This window comes from Pseudomonas violetae, assembly GCF_023072615.1.
GTDB lineage: Bacteria > Pseudomonadota > Gammaproteobacteria > Pseudomonadales > Pseudomonadaceae > Aquipseudomonas > Aquipseudomonas violetae.
Genome location: NZ_JAKNRW010000017.1, coordinates 64149 through 79228 on the forward strand (window position 1 = coordinate 64149; position 15080 = coordinate 79228).

The 15080-nt window shown below is 60.2% G+C and carries 15 protein-coding genes and 1 pseudogene; 5 read left to right on the forward strand and 11 right to left on the reverse strand.

The window, feature by feature from the left end; all coding sequences use genetic code 11:
* Positions 1-70: 70 nt before the first annotated feature.
* Positions 71-679, reverse strand: a complete 609-nt coding sequence (mobA, locus tag L9059_RS18935) for a molybdenum cofactor guanylyltransferase MobA (RefSeq protein ID WP_247292468.1) — start codon at positions 677-679, stop codon at positions 71-73.
* Between the two features lie 80 nt (positions 680-759).
* On the opposite strand from mobA, the gene moaB reads away from it, so the two are divergent.
* Both moaB and L9059_RS18945 read left to right on the forward strand, forming a co-directional pair.
* Entirely contained in the window at positions 760-1299 is a 540-nt protein-coding gene (gene moaB, locus L9059_RS18940) for a molybdenum cofactor biosynthesis protein B (RefSeq protein ID WP_247292469.1), read from the forward strand.
* A gap of 22 nt (positions 1300-1321) precedes the next feature.
* Positions 1322-2509, forward strand: a complete 1188-nt coding sequence (locus tag L9059_RS18945) for a molybdopterin molybdotransferase MoeA (protein WP_247292513.1) — start codon at positions 1322-1324, stop codon at positions 2507-2509.
* An 80-nt stretch (positions 2510-2589) separates the two neighbouring features.
* Here the strand turns inward: L9059_RS18945 and L9059_RS18950 are convergent.
* Positions 2590-2802: pseudogene (locus L9059_RS18950) on the reverse strand (hypothetical protein); the annotation flags it as partial.
* A 201-nt stretch (positions 2803-3003) separates the two neighbouring features.
* Between L9059_RS18950 and yegS the strand changes: the two are divergent.
* A complete protein-coding gene (gene yegS / locus L9059_RS18955) occupies positions 3004-3921 on the forward strand; it encodes a lipid kinase YegS (protein WP_247292470.1) in 918 nt (305 codons plus the stop codon).
* Here the strand turns inward: yegS and L9059_RS18960 are convergent.
* From L9059_RS18960 to L9059_RS18970, 3 genes are all read right to left on the reverse strand, one after another.
* The gene (locus L9059_RS18960; RefSeq protein WP_247292471.1) at positions 3905-4564 is read right to left on the reverse strand and encodes a response regulator; all 660 of its coding nucleotides are present in this window, start codon (positions 4562-4564) and stop codon (positions 3905-3907) included. The genes yegS and L9059_RS18960 overlap by 17 nt on opposite strands.
* On the reverse strand, positions 4561-5454 hold the full coding sequence (locus tag L9059_RS18965) for a sensor histidine kinase (RefSeq protein ID WP_247292514.1): 894 nt from the start codon (positions 5452-5454) through the stop codon (positions 4561-4563). Before L9059_RS18965 ends, L9059_RS18960 begins: the two co-directional genes overlap by 4 nt.
* Positions 5455-5659: 205 nt before the next feature.
* On the reverse strand, positions 5660-6127 hold the full coding sequence (locus L9059_RS18970) for a hypothetical protein (protein ID WP_247292472.1): 468 nt from the start codon (positions 6125-6127) through the stop codon (positions 5660-5662).
* Positions 6128-6550: 423 nt separating this feature from the next.
* Between L9059_RS18970 and L9059_RS18975 the strand changes: the two genes are divergently transcribed.
* Both L9059_RS18975 and L9059_RS18980 read left to right on the forward strand, forming a co-directional pair.
* Complete coding sequence (locus L9059_RS18975) at positions 6551-7486, forward strand: chemotaxis protein CheV (RefSeq protein WP_247292473.1); 936 nt, start codon at positions 6551-6553, stop codon at positions 7484-7486.
* A gap of 76 nt (positions 7487-7562) precedes the next feature.
* The gene (locus L9059_RS18980) at positions 7563-8369 is read left to right on the forward strand and encodes an MOSC domain-containing protein (RefSeq protein ID WP_247292474.1); all 807 of its coding nucleotides are present in this window, start codon (positions 7563-7565) and stop codon (positions 8367-8369) included.
* A 69-nt stretch (positions 8370-8438) separates the two neighbouring features.
* Here L9059_RS18980 and ppnP read toward each other — a convergent pair whose 3' ends face one another.
* The 6 genes from ppnP to L9059_RS19010 form a co-directional block, all read right to left on the reverse strand.
* Positions 8439-8723 carry a pyrimidine/purine nucleoside phosphorylase gene (gene ppnP / locus L9059_RS18985; protein ID WP_045058110.1) on the reverse strand — a complete coding sequence of 95 codons (285 nt, stop codon included), beginning with the start codon at positions 8721-8723 and terminating at the stop codon, positions 8439-8441.
* A gap of 69 nt (positions 8724-8792) precedes the next feature.
* Positions 8793-9335 (reverse strand): 3'-5' exonuclease, encoded by a 543-nt coding sequence (locus tag L9059_RS18990; protein WP_247292475.1) that lies wholly within the window; start codon positions 9333-9335, stop codon positions 8793-8795.
* Between the two features lie 71 nt (positions 9336-9406).
* Positions 9407-11368, reverse strand: a complete 1962-nt coding sequence (locus tag L9059_RS18995) for an acetyl/propionyl/methylcrotonyl-CoA carboxylase subunit alpha (protein ID WP_247292476.1) — start codon at positions 11366-11368, stop codon at positions 9407-9409.
* Between the two features lie 117 nt (positions 11369-11485).
* Positions 11486-12283, reverse strand: coding sequence for an enoyl-CoA hydratase/isomerase family protein (locus L9059_RS19000; protein ID WP_247292477.1), 798 nt, complete (start codon positions 12281-12283; stop codon positions 11486-11488).
* Entirely contained in the window at positions 12280-13437 is a 1158-nt protein-coding gene (gene atuD, locus L9059_RS19005; protein WP_247292478.1) for a citronellyl-CoA dehydrogenase, read from the reverse strand. Before atuD ends, L9059_RS19000 begins: the two co-directional genes overlap by 4 nt.
* Before the next feature lie 24 nt (positions 13438-13461).
* A complete protein-coding gene (locus tag L9059_RS19010; RefSeq protein WP_247292479.1) occupies positions 13462-15078 on the reverse strand; it encodes an acyl-CoA carboxylase subunit beta in 1617 nt (538 codons plus the stop codon).
* Between the last annotated feature and the right edge of the window lie 2 nt (positions 15079-15080).

Consider the following 15080-nt stretch of genomic DNA (forward strand, 5'->3'; position numbering starts at 1 on the left):
AGTGTGTCTCCGATATGAATTCTTTGGTTACTGAGCTTGTAGACGTATACAACGCGCGCAAGTTCCTTGGCTAGTGTGAGTCTGTCACAGTGCCCGCGATGCTTAACAGCTCCGGGGTGTTCAGGTTGGCCAGCCGCGGGTCGTTTTCGGGGCATTGCAACGCGATCGAACCCAGGGTGCGCATGATTCGGCCCGGGCTGCGTTCACCCTGGTTCCAGGCGTCATCGAATGCCTCGCGAAGGGCGACGGGGATAATGCACAGCAGCGGCTCCCAATGTTCGCCATGACGCAGCATCAGTGGCTTGTCAGGATGCCGGCTGGCCGTTTCACGCATGTTCCGCAGCAGCGCAGCATCGATGCGTGGCACATCACAGGGCAAGACCATCATTAAAGGGTGGCGCGCGGCGTGCAGGCCTGCGCGAATTCCTGCCAAGGGCCCTGGAAAATCCCCTTCATCGTCATGCACCAGGCGGTCGGCGTAAGGTGCGTATTTGTCCAGATTGCGGTTGCAGGAAATAATCAGATCATCGCTCAGATGACGAGTCTTGCGGTGCAGATGAGCAATCAGCGGCTCGCCATGCCAGTCCAGTAACCCTTTGTCCTGCCCCCCCATACGTTGGCCTCGCCCGCCGGCCAGGAGAAGAATGGAGCAGGGCGGCAATCGGGTTTCGAGGGTCATGGCGGGTCTCCATGGGGCGGCGAAAAAAGTGGGGGCTGTGATATAACACCGGCCTGTTTTTCCTACAACTGGACGAGCCTATGACAGCCAAGGCTGATGTACCTTTCGCGCCGCTCAACATCGCGGTGCTCACGGTCAGCGACACCCGCACCCTGGAAACCGACACTTCTGGCCAGGTCTTCGTCGACCGCCTGAGCGCTGCCGGGCATAATCTGGCCGAGCGGGTATTGCTCAAAGATGATCTTTACAAAATTCGAGCGCAAGTCGCCCACTGGATTGCTGAAGACGTAGTGCAGGTCGTACTGATCACTGGCGGCACCGGTTTCACCGGGCGCGACAGCACGCCGGAGGCGGTGAGCTGCCTGCTGGACAAACAGGTCGACGGATTTGGCGAGCTGTTCCGGCAGATATCAGTCGCCGACATCGGCACCTCCACCGTGCAGTCACGTGCGCTGGCCGGCCTGGCCAATGGCACGCTGGTCTGCTGCCTGCCAGGCTCGACCAATGCAGTGCGCACCGGGTGGGATGGCATCCTCGCCGAGCAGTTGGATTCGCGGCACCGCCCCTGCAACTTCGTGGCTCACCTGAAACAGGCGGCACCCTGTGAATCCCGTGGGTAAGCCAGGCAAGACCGGCACTCTGATGCCTGTCGAAGTGGCACTGGCACGCCTGCTGGAAATGGCTGCTGCCACGCCGATTCTGCAGCGTGAACGCTTGCCGCTGGCCCAGTTGCAGGGCCGGATACTGGCCGAGGATTTGCTCTCGACCCTGGATTTGCCGCCCTGGCCGAACAGCGCCATGGACGGCTATGCGTTGCGCCTGTCCGACTGGACCGGCGAACCGTTGGTGGTCAGCCAGAAGATTTTCGCCGGCACCGCACCGCCGCCGCTGCAGCCTGGTACTTGTGCGCGGATTTTCACCGGTGCACCGGTGCCGGCGGGCGCCGATTGCGTCGAGATGCAGGAGAACGCCGAGGTCCAGCCGGACGATCGGGTAAGGTTCATCCAAGCCATGGGCGTCGGGCAAAATATTCGTCCTCAGGGCCAGGAAACCACTGTCGGAGAACAGGTGCTGGCTGCCGGTACTCGTCTGGGCCCGATTGAACAGGGCCTGGCGGCTTCACTGGGCTGTGCGGAGCTGGAGGTCATTCGCAAGGTTCGCGTTGCGGTGCTGTCCACAGGCGATGAACTGATCGAGCCCGGCCAGGTCCTCGGCCCTGGGCAAATCTACAACAGCAACCGGGTGCTGCTCTGCAGTTGGTTGCAACGCCTGGGTTGCGAGGTGATTGACGCCGGTATTCTCCCCGACGATCTGCCCACTACCCGCGCTCGCCTCGGCCAGTTCAATGACGTCGACCTGATCCTTTCCACCGGAGGCGTCTCGGTGGGTGAGGCTGATTTTCTCGGCATTGCCTTGCGCGAAGAGGGTGAGTTGACCCTCTGGAAGCTCGCGATCAAGCCTGGAAAGCCGCTGACCTTCGGGCATTTTCGCGGGGTGCCGGTCATCGGCCTGCCAGGTAATCCAGCCTCGACGCTGGTGACCTTCGCCTTATTGACCCGGCCTTATCTCTTGCGCCGTCAGGGCGTGCGGGATGTAGAGCCCCTGAAATTCCAGGTGCCGGCGGGTTTCGACTGGCCGATGGCAGGCAATCGCCGCGAGTACTTGCGAGGGCGTTTGGAGAACGGCCGGGCGATTATCTACAAGAACCAGAGCTCGGGTGTGCTGCGCAGTGCAGCGTGGGCCGAGGGGCTGGTGGAAGTGCGGGAAGATCGCACGCTGGCCGAAGGTGAGTCTGTTGGGTTTATACCGCTGAGTGAAGTACTGGGCTGACGCGTGCTGCATGCCTGTCACGCAGACCGGGTCAATAGAGCTGCGGATCTGCGCCGACAGGATGCGTGTCTGGCGCCCGTTCATCGAGCCAGCAAAGTCACCACCTGATCGAAACGGCTGTTGGCGATCCACCCCAGTACACCCAGGACCACAACTGTAGCACCAGCCGAATAGGCAAGGCGGTGCTTGATGATCCTGACGGTTCTGCGCAGTTCATCCATTTCTCGGTGGATGTGCGTGAGGTGGGCCTTCAGTTCAACGACGCGAGATTCCATATCCACTTCTCTTCCGGGCGGCTGGTAACAGAAGTCGCCAAATTGGACCAATCAATGCAGATGGTCAATTGAGCCGATTCCTGTCCTTTTGTAAGAAAAAATACCGTGCTGTAGGACGCCCCTCTTACTTCGCTTAAATAATTAGTTTGTTTACGGCTTTTTTGGCCGTGGGCGAGGTCAACATCTGCCATACGTAATCCAATCCTGGGAGTGAGTGCCATGAGCGAACGCAAGGCGCTGTTGATTCTGCACGGCAAACAAGCGCTCAACGAAGCGGTGCGTACCGCAGTTGAAAAGAAACGGCAGCAAGGCTGGGACCTGGCCGTACGAGTGACCTGGGAGGCTGGCGATGCCCAGCGACTGGTCGATGAGGCACTGGCCGCAGGTTATTCGCAGATCATCGCCGGGGGGGGGGATGGCACCCTGCGCGATATCGCCGAAGCAATCGCAAGCCACTCCGCAGAGGCCAGCCTGGTACTGATGCCCCTGGGCACCGCCAATGATTTTGCGCGCGCCGCCGGGGTGCCGCTGGAACCTGGACCCGCGTTGGAGCTGTTGGATGCTCCGGCAAGCGCCATTGACCTGGGGGAAGTAGGTGGGCAGGTGTTCCTGAACATGGCCACGGGCGGATTCGGAAGCCAGGTCACCGCCAATACCTCGGAAGATCTGAAAAAAGTTTTGGGCGGCGCAGCTTACCTATTTACTGGATTGTCGCGCTTCAGCGAGTTACACGCCGCCTACGGCGAGTTGCAGGGGCCTGATTTTCACTGGAGTGGCGAACTACTGGCGTTGGGGATCGGCAATGGTCGACAGGCCGGAGGCGGGCAGGTCCTGTGCCCTGACGCGCTGGCTGACGATGGTTTGCTTGATATCAGCATTCTGCCTGCGCCCCAAGAGCTGATGGGTACCTTTAAGGACCTGCTGGCTGATGGCTTCGGTCTTGACAATATGTTTGTGCGTGCCCGCTTGCCTTGGGTCGAAATCAAGGTTTCGGAGGGCCTCTTCATCAACCTTGATGGCGAGCCACTGGAAGGTGAAAGCCTGCGCTTTGCTGCTCGCCCGGCAGCCCTTCGAGTGCATCTGCCGCAAGACTCACCCTTGTTGAGTGGTTCGACGATCGCTAATCATCCAGACTGATGATCCGCTCACGCACTGCAAACAGAACCAGTCCGGCCACGTCGTAGATCTGCAAGCGTTTCATGATCTGCGAGCGATGGGTTTCCACAGTCTTGATGCTCAATCCAAGGCCGCTGGCGATTTCCCGGGTGGATGTTCCGCGAACGATCAGGCGCAGGATTTCCAATTGGCGCGCCGTCAGGTTATGGGCATTGCTGGTTTGCGCCTGGCTTGTGCGGTTGCGCACCAACGCCTGGTTGATCACGGTGTGGGCGATGCCCGGGCTCAGATAGCGTTCGTTGTTACGCAGGGCGTCCAGCGCTTGTTCGAGCTCTGTGGCGGTAGTGTCCTTGAGCAGATAGCCGTGTGCACCGGACTCCAGCGCCTGCATGATCAGGGCGGGATCTGTGTGCATGGACAGGATCAAGACCTTGCACTGGGGGCACGCGCGCTTGAGTCGATGCAGAGCCTCCAGACCACCGGTTCCTTTCATGGAAATATCCAGCAGGACGATGTCCGGCACCAGATGCTCGACCATCTCGACCAGGTGTGAGCCGTCGCTGGCTTCCCCGACCACCGAGTAACCAGGAATATCCAACACCAGGGCGCGCACGCCAGCCCTTATCAGCGAGTGGTCATCCACCAGAATCAAGTTATAAGTCAATGCAGAACCTTATTCGTACAGGCCCGTTCAAGCGCGCGAGGCGCCCAGGGGAAAAGTGCTTCGATACGTGTGCCTTTATTGGGCTCGCTGGTGACCGACAATGTGCCGCCCAGTAGTTGGACCCGCTCGGCCATGCCGGCCATGCCGCGCTGTCCTTCAAGACCCGGGTCTTTCGCAGGGGTGAATCCCTGGCCATCGTCGCTGATCGACAGTGATAAACCCTGGGGCAGGCGCTGCAGACGCACCAGCAGGTTTGTCGCCCTGGCATGGCGCAGCACGTTGGTCACCGCTTCCTGGGTGAGTCGAAAGGCCGCGACGGCCGTTTCCTCGGGAATGCCGATCAGGCGCTGCTGGCACTCAAGGCTCCAGTGCACTGCTGTATTGGCCAAAGCCTTGAGCAGATGCGCGCGCAAGCTGGCTTCCAGGCCAAGACTGGCCAACTGCCGGGGATTGAGAATCGCCGACACATCGCGAACCTTCAACAGGGTTTCCTCGATCGTGTCGCAAAGCATTGTGCAATGGCCTTGCAGCTCCTCGGGCATGCGGCGTTTGAGCCAGTCACTTTGTAGCTTGGCCGCCGTCAGCAATTGGCCGATATCGTCGTGCAACTCGCGACTGAGGCGATGACGTTCGTTTTCCTGAACCTGTAGCATCCGATCGGCCAGCTCCTGCGGCTGAAACTTGATCATTGAGCTGGAAAGATGATGTTGCAGCCACAGGGTCAACAGCGTCGCTAAGTTTAGCGCCAGCAGGCCAGGCGGCAACTGCAGCGACATGCAGTAGACCAGCAGGTTGCCCAGGACCGAGCTGGTACACAGCAACAGTGTCAGCCGTCGCGCATTCACGGGGGAGGGTGGCCACGGGATGATCGACTTCAGGCTGGCGTACATAACGGATGGAGCCAATGAATGTTCGCTGCGGGAAGATAGCCAGTGCAATGGCGTATCCGGGTGTGGGATCAATGCGCCATTCATTGACGTCAATTAACGGTCGGTATGATAACACCGAAGATACCGTTGGTCGTGCGGGCATCAGAGGCTAAACCGTCAGCCCACACGCTTACACGACTCGCCCTACAGCCGTGGTCGCGCGGTGTCAGGCGTGAGCCGCCAAACCCACCAGGGTAAAAGGTTTTGCGTTCATGGGCGGCTGGAACTGGCGCTGGCCGACCTGAAACGCGAATGCTTCAATCAGCTCCGTCTGCTCGCTGTCATCGAGGAAGAGCTGCCCGGTATTCTGATCGATCAGCTCAAGTTGCCAGGCGATCAGCGTCAGGCAGTCTTTCAGCGCGCCGAGCGCCTCGTCGTGCAATGGCATGTGATGGTGGGCATGGCTGAGCACGCTGTGAATATGCAGTGAAAAGCCCGACACCGCTGCAAGTGCGAGTGCGTCAGCCTTGCTCGCCAGCTTGAGCAGAGTACTGAGAATGCAGTCGATCGCATCGTTGTCATTGCTGATCAACTGCAAATGAGTCAGGCATTCCTCTGTTTTGGCCAAAAGCAGTTCCGCCTCGACTTGAAACTCGGTGAACCGCTGGGCCCACACTTTATGGTCGATTCGCATGCTAACTCCACAACATCATGTCAAATGAGCAATTGTCGTGTGTGGCGACGTGGGCGGTTGCGCTCCTGCTGTTCTGGACGAGTGCCCGCGTATTCGGTCGGGCACAAGACCACTTGCCTTCGATCGCACACAAAAGCCGACTCCGTTCATGCAATGAGAATGGCGTCACAATAGTGTCTATCGGAGAGGACGAACATCAGGTCGGGCCTGATTGCGTGTAGGGGAAACCCTTAGGCAAGGGAACCTTGCGAGCAAAAGATTGTCGCGCTCGGAGGTGCAGGGCTCGGAAATCCATGCCAGTAGAGCATGATGTCAATGTGGCATCAATGCTTGATCATGGCATCTTCATGAGGGGTCAAGATCTGCGTTCAGCAGCCGATAACCCTCTTTAATGAATTCACCCGAACAAGACCAGGAGTCATGATGGCCGGCATTCTCGACACGGTAGACCAACGCACGCAACTGGTGGGTGAGAATCGCCTGGAAATTCTCATGTTCCGCCTGGCAGGTCGGCAACTGTTCGCGATCAACGTGTTCAAGGTCCAGGAAGTGTTGCAGATGCCAAAGCTGACCCTGATGCCTCAGCGCCATCCATTCGTTTGCGGCGTGGTCAACTTGCGGGGGCAGACCCTGCCGGTGATCGACTTGTCTCAGGCTATCGGCATGCGGCCATTGGTTCCGGGACCGACCAGCACGATCATCGTCACCGAATACAATCGCTCGGTGCAGGCGTTCCTGGTCAGTGGCGTTGACCGGATTGTCAACATGAACTGGGAAGCCATCCTGCCTCCGCCGACCAGCGCCGGCCGCCAGCATTACCTGACCGCAATCAGCAAGGTTGATGAGCAGTTGGTAGAAATCATCGATGTCGAGAAAGTCCTGGCGGAGATTGTTCCGTACAACGCCAAGGTTTCCCGCGAGAAACTTGAGGACCCGGTGCTCGAACGCGCGCGGGGCCGAGAAGTGCTGCTGGTGGATGACTCGAATGTGGCCTTGGCGCAATTGCGCGACACCCTGGGTCAGTTGGGTGTGAAGATGCATATCGCCAGCGATGGCCTCAAGGCCTTGCGGATGCTGAAGGCCTGGGCAGACACGGGGGAGAACATGACCGACAAGCTGCTGATGGTGTTCACCGACGCAGAGATGCCGGAAATGGATGGCTATCGCCTGACCACCGAGATCCGTAACGATCCACGTCTGCGCGGGCTTTACGTGGTGCTGCATACGTCGTTGTCCGGCAGTTTCAACGAGTCGATGGTGAAAAAGGTCGGCTGTGACAATTTCCTGTCCAAGTTCCAGCCGGACAAGCTGGTTGATGTGGTGCGCCAGCGCTTGATGCTGGATGAAGTGCCGGTTTGATCAACGCCAAAAACCGGACCTTTGATTCAAACCCCAAGCTCGTATAGGGTGGCGTTTTTCCCCCAGGAAGCTAGCCATGCTGCATCTGAGCGCACTCTACCGTTATCCCCTTAAGTCCGGCAAAGGCGAGACCCTGCAACAGGCCGGCCTGGACAAATTGGGCCTGGACGGCGATCGACGCTGGATGCTCGTGGACGAAGCCAGCGGCCGCTTCCTCACCCAGCGTGCGGTGGCCACAATGAGCCAGTTGTGCGCATTGTGGAATGCCCAGGGCGGCCTGACGCTCAGCGCTCCCGGGCATCCGACCCTGGATATCGCCTTGCCTGGCAGCGACGCCGAACTGCGCGGAGTCACCATCTTTCGCGACAGCCTGCGCGTGCCTGATGCCGGAGATGAGGCGGGTGCCTGGGTCAGTCAATTCATCGGCAAACCGACTCGCCTGGTGCAGATCCCCCTCGATCGTGCGCGCACCACCCAGGCCGGCTACGGCAAAGACGACGATCAAGTGGCGTTCGCCGACGGTTTTCCGCTGTTGCTGATCGGCCAGGCGTCCCTGGAAGACCTGTCGCAACGGGTCGGGCGTCCGTTGGAAATGCTGCGTTTTCGACCCAACCTGGTGATCGAAGGCAGCGACGCATTCGCCGAGGATAGCTGGAAGCGCATTCGCATCGGTGAAGTTGAATTCCGCGTGGTCAAGTCGTGTTCGCGCTGCATCCTGACCACGATCGATCCACAGACCGGCCAACGCAGCGAAGACCGTGAACCCTTGGCCACTTTGCAGAAATACCGGGCCCAGGCGGACGGCGCCATGTTCGGTCAGAATCTGGTGAACGACGGCAACGGCCGACTGGAAGTTGGCATGCCAGTCACTGTGCTCGAGTAACCGGGTCGGAAATGAAAATGCCCGGGTCAAAAGAACCGGGCATTTTTTGTGCTGTGAAAAACCGCAGGTTTAGCCGCGGTATTCGCACAGGTAGGCCGTATCGACGGCCACTTTCAGCTGGAATTTGCTGTTGGCTGGCACATTGAACTGGCTGCCCGCGGCAAAGGTTTCCCAGTCGGTGCTGTCCGGCAGTTTGACGGTCAGTGCACCGCTCACGACATGCATGATTTCACGCTGGCTGGTGCCGAATTCATATTCGCCCGGTGCCATGACGCCAATAGTCGCCGGACCTTCTGCGGTGCCGAAGGCGATGGACTTGACGGTGCCGTCGAAGTACTCGTTGACTTTAAACATGGGCGATTCCTCGAAAAGGGCTTAAAAGGGCCGGCCAGTATGCACAAGCCCCTGGGCGCCGTCACCACTCTAGGCGGGGAGAATCAGCGGCAACAGGCGTGCTGTGTTACGCGCATCCTCGAGTGCCCGATGTTGCTGCCCGGTGAATTGCATGCCCGCCAGCTGCAGGGCAGCGTTGAGGCCTAGCGGGCGTTCCAGTCTGCGCACTTTGGCGAAGCGTTGCTTGAGATTGATGTGCAGCACCCGGCTGAGCAGGCTGTCGAGTTGCAAGCGCTGCCACTCCTGGACCAGTTGCTGGCGATCGTAGTCGCCCCAACTGACCCAGCCCTCCAGGCCCGATTGGTGCTGGCCGAGCCAGCGCTCGAATGCACCCCAGACTTCGTCCAAGGGCTGCGCAGCCTCGATGTTGGCCTGGGTAATGTGCGTCAGTTCGCGGCAGAACGGCGTCAGCAAGGGACGGCGTAGCGGCCGCACGAAACGCTGGAAATGGTCGACTTCTCGACCTTTGCGATCCACCAGGGTGGCGCCGATTTCGATGATTTCCATTTCCGTTACTGGCCAACCACCCTCATCGGTGGTGGCTTCAAGATCAATGACCAGCCAATTGGGCATCGCAGGTTTCCTGGTATCCGCGTCCTGATAGGCTTTGAGCGTAGCCAAACCCTGCGGTTGCGCCTAGCGGCTTATTCGACCTCGAGCAAAATCTGCCGATTTTTCACCTGGTCGCCGACGCTGACCTGCAATCGCTTGAGCACACCATCGATCCCCGACTTTAGCGGATGCTCCATTTTCATGGCCTCCAGCACCACAAGCAGCTGACCTTTGCGCACGGGACTGCCTTCGCTGACCAGCACGTCGACAATAGCGCCATCCATCGGCGCCTTGAGGGTGCCGGAACTGATGCTGGCCCGCGTGCTGACCGGCGCTTGCGTGCGGTCTTCCAGGCACAGGCTGCCGGGGCGGGTGAACAGCCACAGGTGTCCGGCCTCGAGACGGTAGGCATGCCGTTGGCGGATGCCGTCGAGTTCCAGGGTCGACCAACAGCCGTCGCAGTCAATGATGTTCAGGGTCAGGGCCTGACCGGCGATTTGGATCCGGTAGGGTTGTCCGGCCTCGGCATTGAGTTCAACGGCCCAGTCCTGTTCATCCAACCCCAGGCGATAGTGCAGCGCAACGCTGGCGTTGTTGCGCCAGCTGGCCAGCGGTGCGGCATGTTCCCGGGCCGAATGGTGATGGAGCAATGCGGCAGCGATCGCCAGGTCTGCAGCGCTCGCAACCCTGGGGTGCAAACAGTCGTGATCGGCGAAATGGGTCGCGATGAACCCGGTGCTGAATTCGCCGCTTACGAATTGCGGATGTTCCAGCAACTGCGCGAGCAACACCTGATTGGTCTGTACGCCCAGTAGCACGCTGTCCTGCACGGCGCGCAGCAACTTGCGCCGGGCTTCCTCGCGGGTGGCACCGTGAGCGATGATTTTGCCGAGCATCGGATCATAGAACGGGCTGATACGCTGGCCGGCAAGCAGGCCATGGTCGATGCGAACATCACCGAGCAAGGCCGGTTCCCACGCCTCGACGAGTCCGGTTTGCGGTAAAAAGCCCTGGGTGGGGTCTTCGGCATACAAGCGCACTTCGATGGCATGGCCGCTGAGCTGCACTTGTTCCTGGCGCAACGGCAGCGCCAATCCTTGCGCCACCAGAAGCTGCCACGCCACCAAATCGAGGCCGGTGATCATTTCAGTCACCGGGTGCTCGACTTGCAGGCGGGTGTTCATTTCCAGGAAGTAAAACCTGCCTTGGCTGTCCAGCAGGAATTCCACGGTACCGGCGCCGACGTAATTCACCGCGCGGCCAGCCTTGAGCGCCGCTTCACCCATGGCCTGGCGCAAGGCATCGGTCATGACCGGGCAGGGCGCTTCCTCGATGACTTTCTGATGGCGACGCTGAATCGAACAGTCGCGCTCGCCGAGGTAAATCAAGTTGCCGTGCTGGTCGCCGAACAGTTGCACCTCGACATGCCGTGGATCGATCAACGCCTGTTCGAGGATCAGTTCATCGCTGCCAAACCCGTTCAGCGCTTCGGAACGTGCGGTGTGGATCTGTTGCAGCAAATCGCTGGCATCGTGCACCAGGCGCATGCCGCGACCGCCGCCTCCGGCACTGGCCTTGATCATCAGCGGATAACCAATGCGCGCTGCTTCGCGGGCAAGGCTGGCGTCATCTTGTTCGGCACCTTGATAGCCGTTGATACAGGGCACGTCGGCGGCCAGCATGGCGATTTTCGACAGGCGTTTGCTGCCCATCAGTTCGATGGCTTCGGGGCTCGGGCCGATGAAGGTCAGGCCGGCGTCCCGGCAGGCGAGGGCGAAGCCGGCGTTTTCCGAGAGGAAACCGTAGCCCGGGTGAATGGCGTCGGCACCGGTGCGGCGGGCGGCGTCGATGATTGCAGCAATGTTCAGGTAAGACTGTTGCACTGGGGCCGGGCCGATGTTCACCGCCTCATCGGCCATGTGCACGTGCAGGGCTTGGGCGTCGGCTTCGCTGAACACGGCGACGGTGCGATAGCCAAGGGCTTGGGCGGTGCGCTGGATGCGACAGGCGATTTCACCGCGGTTGGCGACCAATATTTTTTTGAAGGAGGGCATGAGGTCTTCGCTCTGGTTACTCGGTGAATTTGAGGGCCTCTTCGCGGGCAAGCCCGCTCCCACAGGCGATTTGTGGCGTTGACGAACCCTGTGGGAGCTGGCTTGCCTGTGATGCTTTCAGGGAGCCCACCCTGGTTTGCGTTTTTGCACGAAAGCCATTGTTCCCTCGACCCCTTCAGACCCGGACACTGCGTCGCTGAACCATTGCGCCGCTTCATCCAGCAAGGCATCAGTCGGCTGCCCGGCACTCGCCAGCAACAGCTTTTTAGTCGTGGCATTCGCCCCTGGCGCGCAACACAGCACATGGGCCAGTACTTCATCGAGACGCTCGGCCAAGGCCTGGGCGTCATGCTCAACGAAATGCACCAGGCCGATTCGTCGCGCCTGGGTGCCATCAAATCGCGCGGCCGTCAGCGCCAGGCGCCGTGCCTGGGTCAGGCCAATGCGCTGCACCACGAACGGGGCAATCTGCGCGGGCAATACGCCGAGGCTGGTCTCCGGCAGACCGAACTGCGCCTGGTGATCCGCCAACGCGACGTCGCTCACGCATGCCAGGCCCAGGCCACCGCCCAGCACTGCACCTTGCAGCACGGTGATCACCACTTGCGGCGCGTGCTGCACTTCCTGCAGCAGCGCACCGAACGCACGGTTCAGTTCGCGAAAACCGTCCGGACCTTGAGCTCGGGCGTTGGCCATGTCCTTGATGTCGCCACCGGCGCAAAAATGCCCACCGGCGCCTCCAATCACCATTGCACGAATTGCCTGGTCCTCGCGCACGCTCGCCAGCAGGGCACGCAGTTCGGCGACCATTTGCAAGCTCATGGCGTTGCGACTTTCCGGGCGATTGAGGGTGACGTGCAACACGCCGTTATGCAGTTCGAGCAGCAACGTCTGGCACACCGGCAAGTGGGTCATTTTTTCTTCCCCGGCAGGATGCCCATGAGTTTGCAGATGATCCCCAGCATGATTTCGTCGGCGCCCCCGCCGATCGATACCAGGCGCACATCGCGATAGGCCCGTGCCACCGGGTTGTCCCACATGAAGCCCATGCCGCCCCAGTATTGCAGGCAGCTGTCGCTGACCTCACGTCCCAGGCGCCCGGCCTTGAGCTTGGCCATCGATGCCAGGCGGGTGACGTCCTGGCCCTTGATGTATTGCTCGGTGGCCTGATAGACCAGCGCCCGCAGGCACTCGATTTCGGTTTGCAGTTCGGCCAGGCGAAAGTGAATAACCTGGTTGTCGATCAGCGCATTGCCAAAAGTCTTGCGCTCCTTGCAGTACTCGATGGTGCTGTCGACGCAGTACTCCAGGCCCTTGAGCATGTTGGCCGCACCGAACAGGCGTTCTTCCTGGAACTGCAGCATCTGCATCATGAAGCCCGCCCCTTCGTGGCCGATGCGGTTGCGCTGCGGCACGCGCACGTTGTCAAAAAACACCTGGGCGGTTTCCGAGCTGCGCATGCCGAGCTTGTCCAGGTGTGAGCTGAGGCTGATGCCTGCAGTCTTCATCGGCACCATGATCAGCGACTTGTTGATGTGCGGTTTGTCGTCCGAAGTGTTAGCCAGCAAGCAGATGAAATCGGCACTCGGCGAGTTGGTGATCCACATTTTGCTGCCGTTGATCACGTAGTCGTCGCCGTCCTTGCGTGCGCTGGTTTTCAAGCCGGCGACGTCCGAGCCGGCTCCGACCTCCGAGACTCCGATGCAACCGACCTGCTCGCCAGTGATCGCCGGGCGCAGGAACTCATCGCGCAATTCATCAGAACCGAAGCGTGCCAGTGCCGGCGTGCACATGTCGGTCTGCACACCGATGGACATCGGAATGCCGCCGCAATGAATAGTGCCGAACTCCTCGGCGGCGACGATCGAATAGCTGTAGTCCAGCCCCATGCCGCCAAATTTTTCCGGCTTGGAAATGCCCAGCAGGCCCAGCTCGCCGGCCTTGCGAAAGATCTCGTGGATGGGGAAGCGCCCGGCCTTTTCCCACGCGTCGACGTGAGGGTTGATTTCGTGATCGACAAATTGGCGAACCGTGCGGCGCAGTGCTTCGTGTTCCTGGGTGAAGATCATTGTTATTGTTCTCCTGATCGCCGCTTAGAAGCGGGCTACACCAAAACTGTTGGCGTGCAATGGCCGCACTTCGGCCTCGTGGCATATGTCCAGCAGGTAACCGAGCAAGGTCCGGGTGTCGCGCGGATCGATCAAACCGTCGTCCCACACGTTGGCGCTGCCATACAGCGCAGTGGATTGGCCGTCGAGTTTCTGCGCGGTGACCTGTTCCAGCATGTCGAGCATTTTCGGGTCGGGCACCAGGCCGTCCTTGAGTTGTTTGGCCTCGGTAACGATGCGCAGTACCTTGCCCGCCTGGGCACCACCCATGACCGCCGTGCGGCTGTTGGGCCAGGCGAAGATGAACCGCGGGTCGAGGCCGCGACCGCACATTGCGTAGTTGCCGGCACCATAAGAACCGCCGACGACAATCGTCAGTTTGGCTACGCGGGCGTTGGCGACCGCCTGGATCATCTTTGCGCCATGTTTGATCACGCCTTGCTGTTCCGATTCGGTGCCGACCATGAACCCGGTGGTGTTGTGAAAGAACAGCAGCGGCGTCTGGCTCTGGTCACACAGCTGAATGAATTGCGCCGCCTTGCTCGCCCCTCGGGGGGTGATCGGGCCGTTGTTGCCGATGAAGCCGCAGGCACGGCCCTGAATGTGCAAATGCCCACAGATTGTCTGCTGATCGTACTCGCCCTTGAACTCGAGGAAGTTCGAACCGTCGGCGATCCGTGCAATGATTTCGCGCGCGTCATAGGGCTTTTTCGGGTCAGAGGGAATCAGCCCAAGCAACTCGTCGATGGGGTAGAGCGGTTCTTCGAAGGGGGGCAGAGGGGGAACGACAAGTCGCGCGTTCCATGGCAGCAAGCGCAGAATCTCGCGCACCTGGCGCACGCCATCGGCATCGTTTTCTGCCAGGTAATCCGCTGTGCCTGCCACTTGTGCGTGCATCTCGGCGCCGCCGAGCTCCTCATCGGTGGCGATCTCGCCGGTAGCAGCCTTGAGCAGTGGAGGTCCGGCGAGAAACAGCTTGGCCTTGCCGCGTACCACCACCACATAATCCGACAGGCCCGGCTGATAAGCACCGCCCGCCGTGGCCGAGCCGTGCACCACAGTGATCTGCGGCAAGCCCATGGCCGACATCCGCGCCTGATTGGCAAAGCTGCGTGCACCTTCGACAAAAATCTGCGCCGCATAATTGAGATTGGCGCCACCGCTCTCGGCCAGGGTAATGATCGGCAGTTTGTTTTCCATGGCGATTTGCTGCAGTCGCAGGGATTTCTTCAAGCCGCTGGGGGAAATGGTCCCGCCCTTGATCGCGCTGTTATTTGCCACCACCAGCACCCGCACACCCGACACGTAACCGATGCCTGCGATCAGGCCGCCACCGGCCGAATTGCCATCCTTGTCATCGTGCAGCTTGTAGCCGGCCAGACCCGCCAATTCGAGAAAAGGTGCGCCGGGATCCAGCAACAGGTTGAGACGTTCTCTGGGCAGCAATTGCCCGCGCTGGTCGAACCGGGATTTGGCCTCGGCAGCCTTGTTCAGAAGATTCTGTTCGAGCTGACGAATTTGCTCGACACCCGCCAGCATCGCGGCGCGGTTTTGCGCGAACTGTTTGCTGAAGGGGTCGACCTGGGACTGTATGACCGGCATGG

What these genes read in the sequence shown, in the direction of transcription:
- mobA (WP_247292468.1), bottom strand. Translation starts at nt 679, where the DNA reads ATGACCCTCGAAACCCGATTGCCGCCCTGCTCCATTCTTCTCCTGGCC.
- moaB (WP_247292469.1), top strand. Translation starts at nt 760, where the DNA reads ATGACAGCCAAGGCTGATGTACCTTTCGCGCCGCTCAACATCGCGGTG.
- L9059_RS18945 (WP_247292513.1), top strand. Translation starts at nt 1,322, where the DNA reads ATGCCTGTCGAAGTGGCACTGGCACGCCTGCTGGAAATGGCTGCTGCC.
- yegS (WP_247292470.1), top strand. Translation starts at nt 3,004, where the DNA reads ATGAGCGAACGCAAGGCGCTGTTGATTCTGCACGGCAAACAAGCGCTC.
- L9059_RS18965 (WP_247292514.1), bottom strand. Translation starts at nt 5,454, where the DNA reads ATGTACGCCAGCCTGAAGTCGATCATCCCGTGGCCACCCTCCCCCGTG.
- L9059_RS18970 (WP_247292472.1), bottom strand. Translation starts at nt 6,127, where the DNA reads ATGCGAATCGACCATAAAGTGTGGGCCCAGCGGTTCACCGAGTTTCAA.
- L9059_RS18975 (WP_247292473.1), top strand. Translation starts at nt 6,551, where the DNA reads ATGGCCGGCATTCTCGACACGGTAGACCAACGCACGCAACTGGTGGGT.
- L9059_RS18980 (WP_247292474.1), top strand. Translation starts at nt 7,563, where the DNA reads ATGCTGCATCTGAGCGCACTCTACCGTTATCCCCTTAAGTCCGGCAAA.
- ppnP (WP_045058110.1), bottom strand. Translation starts at nt 8,723, where the DNA reads ATGTTTAAAGTCAACGAGTACTTCGACGGCACCGTCAAGTCCATCGCC.
- L9059_RS18990 (WP_247292475.1), bottom strand. Translation starts at nt 9,335, where the DNA reads ATGCCCAATTGGCTGGTCATTGATCTTGAAGCCACCACCGATGAGGGT.
- L9059_RS18995 (WP_247292476.1), bottom strand. Translation starts at nt 11,368, where the DNA reads ATGCCCTCCTTCAAAAAAATATTGGTCGCCAACCGCGGTGAAATCGCC.
- L9059_RS19000 (WP_247292477.1), bottom strand. Translation starts at nt 12,283, where the DNA reads ATGACCCACTTGCCGGTGTGCCAGACGTTGCTGCTCGAACTGCATAAC.
- atuD (WP_247292478.1), bottom strand. Translation starts at nt 13,437, where the DNA reads ATGATCTTCACCCAGGAACACGAAGCACTGCGCCGCACGGTTCGCCAA.
- L9059_RS19010 (WP_247292479.1), bottom strand. Translation starts at nt 15,078, where the DNA reads ATGCCGGTCATACAGTCCCAGGTCGACCCCTTCAGCAAACAGTTCGCG.